16 protein-coding genes are annotated in these 15,317 nt (G+C 61.4%); 9 read left to right on the forward strand and 7 right to left on the reverse strand.

Annotated elements, in window-relative coordinates:
• Positions 1-93: 93 nt before the first annotated feature.
• Together dacB and QO231_RS14015 are read right to left on the reverse strand one after the other, a co-directional pair.
• Positions 94-1,590: a D-alanyl-D-alanine carboxypeptidase/D-alanyl-D-alanine endopeptidase gene (dacB, locus tag QO231_RS14010; RefSeq protein ID WP_316777465.1), complete on the reverse strand. Its 1,497-nt coding sequence runs from the start codon at positions 1,588-1,590 to the stop codon at positions 94-96.
• A gap of 225 nt (positions 1,591-1,815) precedes the next feature.
• Complete coding sequence (locus QO231_RS14015) at positions 1,816-2,415, reverse strand: nicotinate-nucleotide adenylyltransferase (RefSeq protein ID WP_316777468.1); 600 nt, start codon at positions 2,413-2,415, stop codon at positions 1,816-1,818.
• A 273-nt stretch (positions 2,416-2,688) separates the two neighbouring features.
• Between QO231_RS14015 and ettA the strand changes: the two genes are divergently transcribed.
• Together ettA and QO231_RS14025 are read left to right on the forward strand one after the other, a co-directional pair.
• Positions 2,689-4,344, forward strand: coding sequence for an energy-dependent translational throttle protein EttA (gene ettA / locus QO231_RS14020; RefSeq protein WP_316777470.1), 1,656 nt, complete (start codon positions 2,689-2,691; stop codon positions 4,342-4,344).
• Between the two features lie 3 nt (positions 4,345-4,347).
• Positions 4,348-4,827: a hypothetical protein gene (locus QO231_RS14025; protein WP_316777473.1), complete on the forward strand. Its 480-nt coding sequence runs from the start codon at positions 4,348-4,350 to the stop codon at positions 4,825-4,827.
• Between the two features lie 462 nt (positions 4,828-5,289).
• Here QO231_RS14025 and QO231_RS14030 read toward each other — a convergent pair whose 3' ends face one another.
• Entirely contained in the window at positions 5,290-5,580 is a 291-nt protein-coding gene (locus QO231_RS14030) for a hypothetical protein (RefSeq protein ID WP_316777476.1), read from the reverse strand.
• Positions 5,581-5,893: 313 nt separating this feature from the next.
• Between QO231_RS14030 and QO231_RS14035 the strand changes: the two genes are divergently transcribed.
• The 4 genes from QO231_RS14035 to QO231_RS14050 all read left to right on the forward strand — a co-directional run bounded on the left by QO231_RS14035 (position 5,894) and on the right by QO231_RS14050 (position 8,187).
• Complete coding sequence (locus tag QO231_RS14035; RefSeq protein ID WP_316777478.1) at positions 5,894-6,100, forward strand: cold-shock protein; 207 nt, start codon at positions 5,894-5,896, stop codon at positions 6,098-6,100.
• A 68-nt stretch (positions 6,101-6,168) separates the two neighbouring features.
• Positions 6,169-6,564 (forward strand): DUF3147 family protein, encoded by a 396-nt coding sequence (locus tag QO231_RS14040; RefSeq protein ID WP_316777481.1) that lies wholly within the window; start codon positions 6,169-6,171, stop codon positions 6,562-6,564.
• A gap of 498 nt (positions 6,565-7,062) precedes the next feature.
• Positions 7,063-7,617 (forward strand): L,D-transpeptidase, encoded by a 555-nt coding sequence (locus QO231_RS14045; protein ID WP_316777486.1) that lies wholly within the window; start codon positions 7,063-7,065, stop codon positions 7,615-7,617.
• Between the two features lie 39 nt (positions 7,618-7,656).
• Positions 7,657-8,187 carry a DUF4329 domain-containing protein gene (locus QO231_RS14050; RefSeq protein WP_316777492.1) on the forward strand — a complete coding sequence of 177 codons (531 nt, stop codon included), beginning with the start codon at positions 7,657-7,659 and terminating at the stop codon, positions 8,185-8,187.
• 2 nt (positions 8,188-8,189) lie between these two features.
• On the opposite strand, the gene QO231_RS14055 is transcribed toward QO231_RS14050, so the two are convergent.
• Entirely contained in the window at positions 8,190-8,807 is a 618-nt protein-coding gene (locus QO231_RS14055) for an SOS response-associated peptidase (protein WP_316777494.1), read from the reverse strand.
• A 3-nt stretch (positions 8,808-8,810) separates the two neighbouring features.
• Positions 8,811-9,479 (reverse strand): arylesterase, encoded by a 669-nt coding sequence (locus tag QO231_RS14060; RefSeq protein WP_316777497.1) that lies wholly within the window; start codon positions 9,477-9,479, stop codon positions 8,811-8,813.
• 26 nt (positions 9,480-9,505) lie between these two features.
• Here QO231_RS14060 and QO231_RS14065 point away from each other — a divergent pair, with 26 nt between their 5' ends.
• Together QO231_RS14065 and QO231_RS14070 are read left to right on the forward strand one after the other, a co-directional pair.
• The gene (locus QO231_RS14065; RefSeq protein ID WP_316777499.1) at positions 9,506-10,201 is read left to right on the forward strand and encodes an ABC transporter ATP-binding protein; all 696 of its coding nucleotides are present in this window, start codon (positions 9,506-9,508) and stop codon (positions 10,199-10,201) included.
• Positions 10,198-12,726 (forward strand): ABC transporter permease, encoded by a 2,529-nt coding sequence (locus tag QO231_RS14070; protein ID WP_316777501.1) that lies wholly within the window; start codon positions 10,198-10,200, stop codon positions 12,724-12,726. Before QO231_RS14065 ends, QO231_RS14070 begins: the two co-directional genes overlap by 4 nt.
• Here the strand turns inward: QO231_RS14070 and QO231_RS14075 are convergent, their stop codons facing one another.
• Entirely contained in the window at positions 12,727-13,173 is a 447-nt protein-coding gene (locus tag QO231_RS14075; protein WP_316777503.1) for an RrF2 family transcriptional regulator, read from the reverse strand. It lies immediately after the preceding gene.
• A gap of 97 nt (positions 13,174-13,270) precedes the next feature.
• Between QO231_RS14075 and QO231_RS14080 the strand changes: the two genes are divergently transcribed.
• Entirely contained in the window at positions 13,271-13,846 is a 576-nt protein-coding gene (locus QO231_RS14080; RefSeq protein ID WP_316777778.1) for a gamma-glutamylcyclotransferase family protein, read from the forward strand.
• 75 nt (positions 13,847-13,921) lie between these two features.
• Here the strand turns inward: QO231_RS14080 and gltX are convergent, their stop codons facing one another.
• Positions 13,922-15,247 (reverse strand): glutamate--tRNA ligase, encoded by a 1,326-nt coding sequence (gene gltX / locus QO231_RS14085; RefSeq protein WP_316777505.1) that lies wholly within the window; start codon positions 15,245-15,247, stop codon positions 13,922-13,924.
• Positions 15,248-15,317: the final 70 nt, after the last annotated feature.

Consider the following 15,317-nt stretch of genomic DNA (forward strand, 5'->3'; position numbering starts at 1 on the left):
GGTATCGCCTAACGCCTTGAAATCCATAAATTCAGTCAGCGTTAGGTGATTCAGATCGAACGCAAATTACCCTGGATTTCCCACGGCTCTGCCTCAAGACCCATAGAGCGCACCCCATCGTTCAATCAACTGCTGCTGCAATGTCTTGGCGCGGCGGTTCCAACTGCGCGCGCCCTTTGGCCGTTCCCGGTCGGCGCGCCGAATCCGGCCACGCGCCCGCGTATCCGCAGCAAAGATCGCGAAGGCCAGCTCGGTTCCGTCCGGCGCAGTCATGTATCCGCCAAGTCCCGACACATAGTTCAGCGTACCGGTCTTGGCGTTCACCCTGATCGGATGCTCCTTGTTTGTACGCCCCTCTGCATCGCGCAGCACAAAGGGCTTCAACAACGGGCGCAGCGCATCGTCCTTGCGCGCTTGTACAAGGGCGCCAACCAGATCCTGCGGCGTCATCCGTGACGCTTCGCCCAGTCCCGAATGATCGACCATCTGCGTTCCGGTCATCCCGAACCGTTCCGCCGCCCAGCGACTCATGGCGGCTGCCGACGCCTGCAACGAGCCGGGCTTGCCCTCCCGTGCCGCCGTGGCCGTCATCCCGACCATTTCCGCCGTCAGGTTGGTAGAATACTTCAGCATTGCCTTGACGATCGCGACCAGTTGGGCGCTCTCATGAAGCACCAGCATATCGGCACCCAGCGGCACCCCACCGGTCAACTTGGCCGCAGGCAAAACGATCCCTTGCGCCCGCGCCATGGTCCGAAACACATCCCCGGCATAGAGGCCCGGCCGCCGCACCGGCAGCCAACGAGCACCGCCGCCACCCAACGCCCCACGTGCAACCGTCCATTGGTCGACGCTGCCCGCATCCTCGTAGGTGTAAACCGGCAAACTGCGCGATACGACTTTCATCTGCGCCATCGCAACCTCGGGCCGATAACGCTCCGTGCGGGCATCCATTGCGACGCGATAGCTCTTGCCCAACGCACGCCACTCAAAATGCACGCGGTTGAAATTCATCGCAATCCCGCTCACTGCAGGGCTGTATCCCACGTGATCGGGCTGTCCGGGATCGATCGTGTTCACAAAGGGCAACGCGCCTTCGTAGATCTTGAAGGCACCGCGCACCTCGCGGATACCGGCCTTTTTGAGGTCCGACGCCATCACTGCCAGATCATCGGTTGTCAGGATAGGGTCGCCGCCACCAGCCAGGATCAAATCCCCCTGCAACACGCCGTTGCTGACAGGCCCTGCGGCCAGTAGCCGGGTCTTTAAACGATAACTCGGCCCCAAGGTTTCCAGAGCATATAGCGCCGTCAGTGCCTTGGCCACGCTGGCGGGCGGCAAGCCCGTCGCCCCGTCCGCAGCCTCCAGCTCCAGCCCTGTCTGTACATCTGCAACCGCGCAAACAACGGCACCACTCAGCCCGAACCGGGCGATCAAGGCCTCGATACCGCCCCCGGCCTTTCGGGCGAAATCAGCACTGCGCGCGCGTGGGCGCAAGGACATTTCCGGCGGCGCAGCCTGTGCAAACCCCGGCAGCATGAGCGCCCCGAGGCCGCCCAAAACAAAGCGTCGCGTTCTGTCTGTATTCATCCGCAAGTCACGTTGTTTTGACTGATCAAGTCGTGTTTTCCGTCAGCGCCTCGGTTCCGGCACCAAACAGCCGGACAGTTCTGACAGTAAACCCCGTTCAACCGCGAATACAAGCGCCAACACGCAGCTGACTTGCAGTTCACATCGCCCGAAACCGACCCGAAACAACTCAATATCCAGAGAAGAAATACGCTCAGTCAGCCGTGTGTCACCTGCTCCGCTGTGTTAGTCATTGCGTCGTTGCGCGCGGATTGCGGTCGAACTCAGGTCGACCATCGGAACATTCACGAAACACCAGGCTGGCGCACGGGCATGTATCAACGACTGGCTCGCGAGTCCGCTGATCCGATACTGGCGATAGATGCGCGCGGCTGGCGACATCCGCGCCGATATCCGGTCACCCGGGCGCGCCAAAACACCCAGCGGCACCGTCTGCATGATGTCCTGCCAATCCTTCCAACGATGAAACTGTGCCAGGTTGTCCGCTCCCATCAGCCAGACAAATCGAACGCCGGGATAGAGCGCCCGTAGACGCGCCAGGGTATCCGCTGTCGCTCTTGTCCCAAGACGTTCTTCGATGCCCGTGACCGTCACCCGCGGATGGTCCATGATCTCCCGCGCGGCCTGCAATCGCCGCTTCATGGGTGCGGGCCCCCGCGTCTTCAGGACGTTGCCCGGTGACACCAGCCACCAGACCCGGTCCAACCCGAACCGCTTCAGCGCTTCGCGGGTGACATGCACATGCCCCGCATGGGGCGGATCAAACGACCCGCCGAAGAGACCGATGCTCTGGCCCGGTCGGGCTTGGGGAAACTCACAGCGCATTGTGGCAGAGATGCTCGCAAAACGTCCGAAGTGTCAAACAGAAGCCACTCTCGCGCTGCCATATCTCCAAATATCATCGTATGCGTCATGCACCGCGTTGCGAGCGAAACAGGTCACGTGCCTGCCAGCCAAAAAAACGCGCACCCACATTTCATCTTTGCACAAATACTCCCGCCGGAGGCATCCCAAATGCCGGCACGCGAGCGGGCGATTGCGCTTGCCACCCCGACTGTCTAAGTAGGCCCAACCCTATTTCCGACGCGGAGTTCTGACATGGCTGCCTATCAATACGTCTATCACATGCAAGGGGTCTCCAAGACCTATCCCGGCGGCAAGAAGTGCTTTGAGAACATTCACCTGAATTTCCTGCCCGGCGTGAAAATCGGTGTCGTCGGTGTCAACGGCGCGGGCAAGTCGACCCTCATGAAAATCATGGCGGGTATCGACACCGACTTCAGCGGCGAGGCATGGGCCGCCGAGGGCGCCAAGGTCGGCTATCTCCCGCAGGAGCCACGCCTCGACGAAACCCTCTCCGTGCGCGAAAACGTGATGCTGGGCGTAGCACCGAAAAAGGCGATCCTCGACCGCTACAACGAACTTGCGATGAACTACAGCGACGAAACCGCCGACGAAATGGCCGCGCTGCAAGACAAGATCGACGCCGAGAACCTCTGGGATCTCGACAGCCAGATCGACGTTTCGATGGAGGCCCTGCGCTGCCCCCCCGATGACGCCGACATCGCGTCTCTTTCGGGTGGGGAACGCCGCCGCGTCGCACTCTGCAAACTGCTGCTGCAAGCCCCGGACATGCTGCTGCTGGATGAGCCGACCAACCACCTGGACGCGGAAACCATCGCCTGGCTGCAACAGCACCTGATCGATTACAAGGGCACCATCCTGATTGTCACCCACGACCGCTATTTCCTGGATGACATCACCAGCTGGATCCTCGAACTCGACCGCGGCCGCGGCATTCCCTACGAGGGCAATTACTCCGCCTGGCTGGAACAAAAGGCCAGACGCCTCTCGCAGGAAGCCCGCGAAGACAAATCCAAACAGAAAACACTGGAGCGCGAACTGGAATGGATGCGGCAAGGGGCCAAGGCCCGGCAGGCCAAGTCCAAAGCCCGGATCAACGCCTACAACGACCTCGCCGAACAATCCGAACGCGAAAAGCTGTCGCGTGCGCAGATCGTCATTCCCAACGGCCCACGCCTCGGCTCCAAGGTGATCGAGGTCACCGGCCTCGCCAAGCACATGGGCGACAAGCAGCTGATCGAAGGGCTCGACTTCTCGCTCCCTCCCGGCGGCATCGTTGGCGTCATCGGCCCCAACGGCGCGGGTAAATCAACGCTCTTCAAGATGCTGACCGGACAGGAAAAGCCAGACGCAGGCAGCATCGAATACGGCGACACAGTCGATCTCTCCTATGTCGATCAGAGCCGCGACGACCTCAAGCACGACGACACCGTGTGGGAAGCCATCACCGGCGGCGCGGAACTCATCGAACTTGGCGACGCCTCGGTCAACTCCCGCGCCTATTGCTCGTCCTTCAATTTCAAGGGCGGCGATCAGCAGAAGAAAGTCGGCCTGCTGTCGGGCGGCGAACGCAACCGCGTGCACATGGCGCGTCTGTTGAAAGAAGGCGGCAACGTGCTGCTGCTCGACGAACCCACCAACGACCTCGACGTCGAAACCCTCCGCGCGCTCGAAGACGCCCTCGTCGACTTCGCCGGCTGCGCCGTGGTCATCTCCCACGACCGCTTCTTCCTCGACCGGATTTGCACGCATATCCTCGCATTTGAAGGCGACGCCCATGTCGAATGGTTCGAGGGGAATTTTGAGGACTATGAAGAGGACAAGAAGCGGAGACTGGGCGCGGATGCGCTGGAACCCAAGCGGTTGAAGTTCAAAAAGTTCACGAGGTAGTTTGTGTCGGACGATGTTAGACGCTTAGTCGAAGCCTCAGTCAGAGAATTCGTTTCTGAGGCGCAGGATAAAATATCTAAGGAAACTGCAAAAACCCAAACTAGGACTTCGTTGATTTCCGGTGGACTTGTTCTTCTCGGCGTACTTGCATCCTCGGGATTTTCATTCTTCACCGAGGATGAGGGGCATTCGATCGAGAAGACGAAGATAGCGCTTGCACTTTTGAGCGGAGACAACGCTGAGAATGCGCTACCAGCACGGCGGTTCGCGGTTTTGCTCCTATTAGCTGAAACTGGCGTGGCTTTGTCGGAGGAAGATAGAGAGTTGTGGGTACGTAGCGGCACAATTCCGGCGCTCGATTTCAAATCGTTTGGTGCCTCCACACATTTTGGCACTGATCCATTCATGTGGGCTGAGGCTTTTGAAAAAGCCAAGAAATTTGAAGTGCCGCCAAAAATTGTTGATGAAGAGCAGTCACCCTAACGAGCGCTGAGCTGCCTGTAGCATCGGTACCCTCATACCTTTAATGTTCAGATCTTTCTTTGTTGAGAATTGCAATCCAACTGAAATCAGCGGCAGTACATTAGCTCCAGACCGCAGGGCGGAGGCTGTCTTGCAATCGCTCCGGTGTAACGATTGAGGCCGCAGAGAGCCAACGGCCCCGGCGGTGACGCAGTCGCGTTCGCCGTCGCACCAGAGGTGCGCCAATCAATAGATGGCACGCCTGCGGTATGAAGGGTGGGTCAAGCACGTCTCGGAAATGATCCGGGGACGTTTCCACTGGGTGTTCAGAACCAGCCATCCTATGGCAGTCAGCCTCTCGAGCATTGCTCCACAATACACTGCACGCCTACGCCTTTTCTGCGAAAAAGCTCAGGCGTTTCCGCTAGGTGGCGCTCGAATGGGAGAACATCGAATATTGAGTCGGTTGCGTCAGTGCAATCGTTACCCTTCAGCGACGACCTCGCCTTTCATCTCGCCGGTCATCCGCGAGAAATCTTCGGTGTGGATTTTCTTGCGCACCGCTTCGATCGCCCGTTCCGCCGCGTCCCGGGTCGCCGCGTCCGGCCATTCGGTGATCGCGGCACTGGTCCGGTCGCTGGTGCGCACAACGCTCACCCGTGTAGCCCCGAGTTCCTTGAGCGCGGGCATCCGCTTGTCGCGAATATTTTGCATCGCAACATCATAGTCGGTCCCGTCTGAAATCTCCCAGGTGGTGATCGTGATATAGGTCATCATCCCCTCCTTCATACCGATATCATATTGCAACCATACACTTTTTTCGTGCAAAAAGACAGTCTGAAGACACCGTTGCCGTCCGTTTGATCGTGACATCATGGCCAAGCACCGACCGGCGTCTTCCCGCCGCCTTGCGAAAGCGCCACAATTTCTCTTGCGCGATGAAGGACGAAATGCGATACGCCACAGCGCTAACGTTATCTTTTTCGACCCACTGTCTCCCTCTATAGGCCGGCCAGTCTTCGATCCAGACCAACCACGCCGGGCTGTCGCACTCCGCGGACAGCAACCAAAACAGGAGACCACGGATATGGCCACTGGCACCGTGAAATGGTTCAACTCAACTAAAGGCTTCGGCTTTATCGCACCCGACGGCGGCAGCAAGGACGTCTTCGTTCACATTTCTGCCGTTGAACGCGCAGGCCTCACCGGCCTGGCCGACAACCAGAAAGTGACCTTCGACGTCGAAGCAGGCCGCGACGGCCGCGAGAGCGCAACCAACCTGGCGCTCGCCTGATACCGAATCACTGATCGGAAAGTTGTTCGAAAGGCGGGCTTTGGTCCGCCTTTTTTTCATGCGCACGGATGACGATGATTGCCACGCGCCCGCCGACGCTGCACAGTCACTGCATGTGGTATTTTCTGGCCAAAGCGCTGCTCTCCGGCGTCATCGTCGCGATCGTTTCCGAGGTCGCCAAACGGCAACCCGCGCTCGGCGCGCTGATTGCCTCGCTGCCGCTGATCTCGGTACTGGGGATGATCTGGCTCTGGCGCGGCAAACCGGACGCGGCGAACATGGCACAGCATTCGATGGCGACCTTCTGGTACGTGTTGCCATCGTTGCCGATGTTCCTGCTGATCCCGGCACTGCTCAGTCGCGGCTGGTCCTTCTGGATCGCCCTTGGGCTTGGCTGTCTTCTGACGGTACTGCTCTACAGCGCGATGATCTGGGCCGCCGGTCGCCTCGGGTTTGACTTGTAGTCGCAAAGAATCACACCTCTGTTACCCCTCTCACACAGGGCACCGATCCGCGATAGACGGTTGGTCATGTCTGCATTCACTTTCGTTCTCCTACCGCTGATCGGCGCTGTTGCTGCGTATCTGACCGGCATCCCACAGATCCTCGGTGCACATCCCTTTTGGGCGGACAAGGTGGTCTGGGTCGGACTGCTCATAGGCCTTGGCATGGGCCGCAGGCCGGGCACGCCTCCCCCAGTTTGCAACGCTCGGACTATCGATCCTTCTCGCCTTTGTCGCTTTCATGCTCGCCCGCGCAGGCAAGGACACTTTTGCCGCCTCTTATGGAGAGGCAATCATCGCGGGCCGATTCTGGTTCTTCGGATGGATCGCAACCTGTGCTTTCACAGCCGCAGCCCTTGCTACACTGGGCCGTCCGGGCCCGACAGACCATTGACCCGACGTTCACAACAACCAAGTATGATTCGAAAGTATCCATTGTACCAAGATCAGAGACCCGTCATGTTTACACGCCGCTCTTTCCTCGCCACGACTTCCGCCGCCGCAATCGCCCCGAGCCTCGCGACTGCACAAAGCCAGGAATTCGATCCCACTCCGCAATTCGTGCGCATCAAGAAGGAATATCTGCCCGGGCAGATGCTCATCCTGCCGCGCTCCTATTACCTCTATTTCGTGACCGAACCACGAAAGGCGATCCGCTACGGTGTCGGGGTCGGCAAGGCGGGCCTCGAATTCACCGGCACGGCAACAATCGACGTCAAGAAGGAATGGCCGACCTGGCGTCCTACGGACGAGATGATCGAACGCAGCCCCCAAACCTATGGCCGCTTCAAGGGCAATGATTATGTGCAACCCGGCGGGCCGGACAACCCTTTGGGCGCGCGCGCGCTCTACCTGTTCCAGAACGGCGTCGATACCTATTTCCGCATCCACGGCACCACCCAGCCCGAGACCATCGGCCACTCTGCATCAAACGGCTGTATCCGCATGCTGAACGAACATGTGGTTGACCTGTATCAACGGGTTCCGATCGGCACAGTGGTCACCGTGCTGTGATCCAGATGCTGTCGGAGCTGATCCTGCCCGGTTGACCCGGTGCTCGTCGCATTCGCCCTGATGGCCCTGACGCTGCTGCTGGCCCAACCCGCCGTGACGCTGCCGCCGGACGAGGATGTTGCCGCGGCAAAGGACTGGCTCGTCCGTGTCCAGCGGCTGTCCTTCGCGACAGATCGTGAATATTGCGGATACCTTGGGCACACTGCAGATGGAGCGATACTGGTGACCGAAATGGTACGCGGGGGGCACGATGGATGTACGCCCGCCATGCCCGACAGCCAGGTATCGTTGATCGCGTCGTTGCACAGTCATGGGGCCTATGACCCCGATGTACCTGCCGAGTTTCCGACCAGCCGCGACATGGAGAGCGACGCGCGCGAAGGGGTCAACGGCTATATCTCGACCCCCGGCGGCCGCCTCTGGTACATCGACAGCACCGCCATGATCGCAGTGCAGGTTTGTGGGCTCGGTTGTCTGCCGCAGGATCCCGCCTTTCACCCTGGTGATGATGGGGCGATCCGATCCAGGTACACGCATGATGGTCTGCGGATGCTGGAAATTCCTGACTGATCTCAAGGCGCCTCCCAGTTCACGTCCGTCGCTGGCTCGACCGTCAGCCGACCATCGGGCCAAGGGCGCATCAACCGGCTCAAGTCCGCCTCCGGTGCGCGCAGCCATGCTGATACCTGCTCGGGCTCAAGGATCACAGCCATGCGGTGGTGCACGTCCCGCACGTCACCGGATGGCGCGCAGGTGACCGTCGCGAGTTGGTGCAGCCGCTGTCCGTTGGGTGCCTCCCAAACATCCGTGATGGCCGCGAAACAGAGCAAACCACCCTCCATAGGCGTGATCCGCCACGCGGTCTTGCGACGTTTCTCTCCGGTCCACTCATACCAGCCATTGACCGGCAGAACCGCCCGCCCGACGCCGGCAAACGCCGATTTGTCAAACACGGTTTCCGCGCGCGCATTGACGATGGTTTCCATCACGGGCCGCCCCCGCGCATTGACCCGTCCAACCGGGATCATTCCCCATCGCATCCGGGTCAGACCGGCATCCGTCAAGGCCACGACGTCTTGACCCGGCGCAATGTTGTGTCGGGGTTGCTCGTCGGCGATTGGCGCGGCTGATGCACCAAACGTCGCCGCGATCACCTCGGGCGGATCGGTCAGGAACACCCGGCCCGGCATCGCCTAATCCGCCATCTCGATACGATTGATCAGGTCCAGAACGCGCGGCCCGATGACCTCGACAATCCGCTGCACGCCGTCCGGGTTGGGATGTATCCCGTCCTCTTGCATGTATCCGCGCATCTCTGACGGATCAGGCGTTTCTCCCGCAATTCCAGCGAAAAAGCTCTCCTCGTAGAGCGCATCATATTGTTCGGCCAACTCCGGATAGATGGCATCAAACGTCTCCTTGTATTCGGGGCCATAGTTGCCCGGCGCCTGCATGCCGACCAGCAGGACCTCGACGTTTGCCTCCAAAGCGGCCGCGAGGATTTTGGCCAGATTGCTCCGGCTCACGTCCGGATCGATCCCGCGCAGCAGGTCATTGCCCCCCAGAGCAACGATCACGCCATCAACCTCTGGCGTCAGCGTCCAAGCGACACGCGCCGCGCCGCCTGCCGTGGTATCGCCCGACACACCTGCATTGATCAGGACCACATCCGCGCCGTTATCGGCAAGCCATCCCTGCAATTGCGGCACGAACCCATCTTGCTGGACCAACCCATAGCCCTGTGTCAGGCTGTCCCCGAGGGCGGCGATGGTCACTTGCTCGGCACTGGCTGAAAACCCGCAAACCGAAAATACTATGCCGGCTAAGACCTTGCGCATTTCACCAATCACTCCATATGCCATCTTGTACACCTAATGAACCGGGGCCCATGACCGAGCCAATCCTCTCTCTCAAAGATGCCTCTTTGTCGCTGAATGGCAATGCCGGGCCCGTCGATATCCTGCATTCAATCACTCTGGACGTGATCCGGGGGGAAACGCTCGGGCTGATCGGACCATCCGGTTCGGGAAAATCCTCGCTCCTGATGTTGATGGGTGGGTTGGAAAAGGCCAGCTCCGGGTCGATCACGGCACTTGGCCACGATCTGACCGAGATGGACGAAGATGCATTGGCCCGGTTTCGCCGCGATCACATGGGCGTGGTGTTCCAGTCCTTTCACCTGATCCCGACCATGACTGCGCTCGAAAACGTGGCCACACCCCTTGAGCTGGCCGGTGCAAAGGACGCCTTTGACCGGGCCGCCGCCGAACTGGAAACCGTGGGTCTTGCCAGCCGGGCCGATCACTATCCGGCCCAGATGTCCGGCGGTGAACAGCAACGGGTGGCCCTTGCCCGCGCGTCTGTACCCCGCCCACATATCCTCTTGGCGGACGAACCCACCGGCAACCTGGACGAGGCCAACGGTGCCGCGATCATGAACCTCTTGTTCGGTCTGCGCGACCGTCACGGCGCGACGCTGATCCTCGTGACCCACTCCGGCGAACTCGCCGCACGCTGTGACCGTGTGATCCGCCTGCGCGACGGATGTATCACCCCGCAGACCGACCGGAAGGCGGCCGAATGAGCCTGCGTCTCGCCGCGCGCTTTGCCCGGCGTGAGTTGCGCGGCGGGCTACAAGGGTTCCGCATCTTCCTCGCCTGTCTGACGCTGGGGGTCGCCGCGATTGCCGCCATCGGCACGATCCGTGCCTCGATCGAGGCGGGGCTGACCCGCGAAGGTGCTGCGCTGCTGGGTGGTGACGCCCAGATGCGATTCACCTATCGGTTTGCCTCCGAAGACGAACGCCTCTGGATGCGCGACACAGCCACCGAGATTTCCGAGATTGTCGATTTCCGATCCATGGCCGTCGTATCACGCGACGGCGAGACCGAACGCGGCCTGACACAGGTCAAGGCGGTCGATGACGCCTATCCCCTGATCGGCACTGCACGCCTGGCACCCGACATGCCGCTGGATCAGGCGCTGGCCGGGCGCGATGGGTTGCCCGGTGCCGTGATGGACCGGGTGTTGATGGACCGGCTCGGGCTTGTCGCCGACGATACCTTCCGCCTGGGAACACAGGACTTCGTGTTGATGGCCACGCTGGTGCATGAACCCGATGGCGCATCCGAAGGGTTCGGTCTTGGGCCCAGAACGCTGGTTGCCACCGGTGCCTTGGCAGAGTCTGGCCTTTTGGCCCCCGGCTCTCTTTTCTCGACCAAGTACCGTCTCGCCCTCCCCCCTGACAGCGATCTCGACAGACTCGCCACCGAGGCCCGCGCCCGCTTCGAGAACTCGGGGCTGCGATGGTCCGATGCCCGCAACGGCGCGCCGGGAGTCGCCGAATTCGTAAACCGTCTGGGGTCATTCCTGGTGCTGGTCGGCCTGTCGGGGCTCGCCGTCGGCGGTGTTGGCGTATCCGCCGCTGTCCGGGCCTATCTCGCCAGCAAGACCAGCGTCATTGCAACACTGCGCACCCTTGGCGCAGACCGGGCGACGATCTTTCAGACCTATTTCTTGCAAGTCGGCCTGTTGTCTCTGGTCGGCATCATCTTTGGTCTGAGCCTCGGTGCTCTGGTGCCGATCCTTGTCGCGCCATTGATCGAGGCGCAATTGCCGATTCCGGCCGCCTTTGCCATCTACCCCGCGCCACTGGCCGAGGCCGGGCTTTACGGGCTGCTGACCGCACTGATCTTCACCCTCTGGCCCTTGGCGCGCACCGAAGAGGTCCGCGCCGCGACCCTGTTCCGCGATGCGTTGGGTGGTGCACGATTGCTGCCACCGGTACGCTACCTCGTGGCACTCTGCGTTGGCCTTGCCACATTGATTGGCCTCGCAGCCTGGTTCAGCGGAACCGCGCGCCTGACGCTATGGACCACCGGCGGGCTTGCCTTTGCGCTGGCCCTGCTGGCGATCTCCGCCATCCTAATCCGCGCCCTCGCACGGCGCAGCGGCACCATCGCGCGGGGCCGCCCGGCGCTGCGGTGGGCCCTGACCGCGATCTCCGGCCCCGGCGAAGGCGCGACCTCGGTTGTTCTGTCGCTCGGCCTGGGCCTGTCGGTCCTTGCCGCAGTCGGGCAGATCGATGGCAACCTGCGCAACGCCATATCCGGCAACCTGCCGGACATTGCCCCGTCCTATTTCTTCGTGGATATCCAACAGGATCAGATTGATGGGTTCACCGAACGGCTGGCCACAGATCCCGCCGTAAGCCGCGTGGAAACCGCCCCGATGCTGCGCGGTGTCGTGACCCGCATCAACGGGCGGCCTGCGCAAGAGGTCGCAGGCGGGCACTGGGTTGTCGAAGGGGACCGGGGTCTGACCTATGCAGCCGAGATGCCCGAGACGACACGCCTCATCGCCGGGGAATGGTGGCCGCCCGACTATGACGGCCCGCCCCTGATCAGCTTTGCCGCCGAAGAAGCCGCCGAACTGGGCCTGAACCTGGGTGATACGCTCACCGTCAACATTCTGGGCCGCGACATCACCGCCACCATCACCAGTTTTCGCGAGGTCGATTTTTCGACCGGCGGGCTGGGCTTTGTCATGTCGATGAGTCCCTCTGCCCTGGCTGGCGCACCGCACAGTTTCATCGCAACCGTTTACGCCGAAGAAGACGCAGAAACGCAGATTCTCCGCGACCTTGCCAACGCTTACCCAAACATCACCGCGATTCGGGTGCGCGACGCCATCGACCGCGCATCCGAGGTGTTGGCGGGCTTGGCTGCGGCCACATCTTACGGCGCGGCGGCGACTCTGCTGACCGGTTTCCTCGTCTTGATCGGTGCCGCCGCCGCCGGCGAACAGGCCCGCACCTACGAAGCCGCAGTGCTGAAAACACTCGGTGCAGCGCGGACACGCATCCTTGCCAGCTTTGCGTTGCGCGCCGCCATGCTGGGTGCCGCCGCAGGCGCCGTCGCGCTGGCAGCCGGCATCGCCGGCGGATGGGCGGTCAGCCATTTTATCATGGACACAGGGTTCAGCGTGATCTGGCCATCGGCACTTGGGATCGTAGGCGGCGGTATTCTGGCGACACTGTTGGCAGGTCTCGGTTTTGCCTGGCGCCCGTTGGCCACCCGCCCGGCTCAGGTCCTGCGCGGGCGGGAATGATCAGCGTGAACAGGCGATCGGCTGCAGCATTCTCAGCAGATCGGTATTGTCGCACACCAATGCATCCAGAGTGATCTCGTCAAGGCTCGAATAAAACCCCGAGACCGCATCGGTCAGCGCCAACCGAAGCCGACAGGACGACACCAACGGACAGCTGTTATCCGCATCCGCAAAGCACTCCGTGGCCGGAGGTTCGCCCTCGACGTCGCGAAACACGTCGCCAATCCGGATCGTGTCGGCCCCACGCGCAAGCCTCATCCCGCCATTGCGTCCGCGATGCGTGTCCAGATACCCAAGCTGACTCAGCTGGTTGATCACCTGTGCCAGGTGGTTTTCCGACACGTTGCAACACTCCGCGATCTCGGTCTTGGTGACCAGACGCGCCTGATTGGCCGCACAATACATCAACAGCCGCGCCGCGATGTTGGTTCTCTTGGTAATCCTCACGGACATGCCCCCCGCATACTTCGGATTGCAACTTGTCGCACATCGCGCGAAAAAGTGGTTTGATACACATCAATTGTGGCGAAGCAAAAACCGGATGATCGCGGAACCCTACTTTTTCGGATATGGCAGCCTCGTGAACCGGGCGACGCATGATTTCGCCGATCCGCACCCGGCCCGCCTGCGGGGCTGGTGCCGCGCCTGGCGGCACACCGATCTGCGCCCCGTCGCGTTCCTGACCGCCGTTCCCGCGCCGGGCGTGGAAATTGACGGGATGATTGCCCATGTGCCGGGCGGCGACTGGGAGGCATTGGACCAACGGGAATGGGCCTATGACCGGGTGCCGGCCACCCGATCGGTTTCTCACCCTGTGAGCACGCCAGTTGATATCGCCGTCTACGCCGTTCCCGAATCCCGGCACACCACGCCGACAGACGGCTATCCGATCCTGCTCAGCTATCTCGACGTGGTGATCCAGGGCTATCTGCGCGAGTTCGGCGAAAGCGGCGCGGATCGCTTCTTTGCCACGACAAAAGGCTGGGACTCTCCAATCCTCGACGACCGCAGCGCCCCACGCTATCCACGCCACCAGCAGCTGACGGCGGATCAGACCGCCTATGTCGACGACCGCCTTGCCGCACTGCCCGTCCGGATTGTCACCGCGCCGGTAACCTGAAACAACCAGCGCTTCAGCTTTGTCGAAATACTCCCGCCGGAGGCTCCTTCAGAGGCGGCGCTCCCGGACGTTTGATCAGGATCGCGCACGCACCTTCTGCATCAGGGGCATCAGCGCCGCCATTTCCGGCCCACGCTCAAGCCCCGTCACGGCCTTACGCAACGGCATGAACAGACCCTTGCCCTTGCGTCCCGTCGCCGCCTTCACGGCACCGGTCCAACTGCTCCAGGTCTCGGCATCATAGGGTGTCTCCGGCAAGAGCGACATGGCCTGCGCGACAAATTCCCGATCTTCATCCGCGATCAGCGGCTCGGCCCCATCCCGGCACAGGGTCCACCATGCCTCCAGATCGCCCAGCGTGGTGATGTTGTCACGCGCCATCAACCAGAACGCCTCGGCAAGATCATCTGGCACACCGGCAGCAGAGACCGTGGCGCGCACCTCCGATAATGGCAGACCCTGCAGGTAATGACCGGTCAGAGGAAAGAGATCCTCGACATCGAACTTGGTCGGAGCACTGCCAAACCGGGAGATATCAAATCCCGCGATCAGCTCGTCCATGTTGCTGCGCAACTCCACAGGGTCACTTGACCCAAGCCGCGCCAAGAGGCTCAACAGCGCCATCGGCTGCACGCCGCGTTCGCGCAGGTCGCGCAAGGCCAGCGTTCCCAGCCGCTTGCTCAGCGCTTCGCCCTGCGGTCCGGTCAACAGCGAATGATGGGCAAAACGCGGCGGCTCCGATCCGAGCGCCCGGATGATCTGGATCTGTGTCGCGGTATTTGTCACGTGATCTGATCCGCGCACCACGTCGCTGACCCCCATCTCGGTATCATCGACCACGGACGCAATCGTATAGAGCACCTGGCCATCGCCACGGATCAGTACCGGGTCGCTGACGCTGGCGGCATCAATCGAAATGTCGCCCAGAATGCCATCGGTCCATTCGATCCGTTCCTGATCCAGCTTGAACCGCCAGACCCCGTTGCCCCGATCTGCCCGCAACGCATCTTTCTCGGCGTCACTCAATTTCAGAGCCGCGCGATCATAAACCGGGGGCTTGCCCATATTCAGCTGCTTCTTGCGCTTCAGGTCCAACTCGGTCGGAGTCTCGAAGGCCTCGTAAAACCGGCCCATCTCGCGCAACCGGTCCGCTGCCTCCGCATAGCGGTCCAGCCGTTCGGATTGCCGCTCGACCCGATCCCAATGCAGGCCCAGCCAGTCGAGGTCTTCCTTGATCGCGTCCACATAGGCTTCCTTGGAACGCTCCGGGTCCGTATCGTCGATGCGCAGAATGAAGGTTCCGCCCGACTTGCGCGCGATCATATAATTCATCAGCGCCGTGCGCAGGTTGCCGACATGGATGTAGCCGGTGGGTGATGGGGCAAAACGGGTGGTTGTCATGGGCGTCTCCTGTTCGGCGATCAGTTGTCACAGGCATGGGCCATTGTCCAGCCAGAGCGCCCACCGCCAG

The sequence above is a fragment of the Sedimentitalea todarodis genome (assembly GCF_032595355.1).
Classification (GTDB): Bacteria; Pseudomonadota; Alphaproteobacteria; order Rhodobacterales; family Rhodobacteraceae; genus Sedimentitalea; species Sedimentitalea todarodis.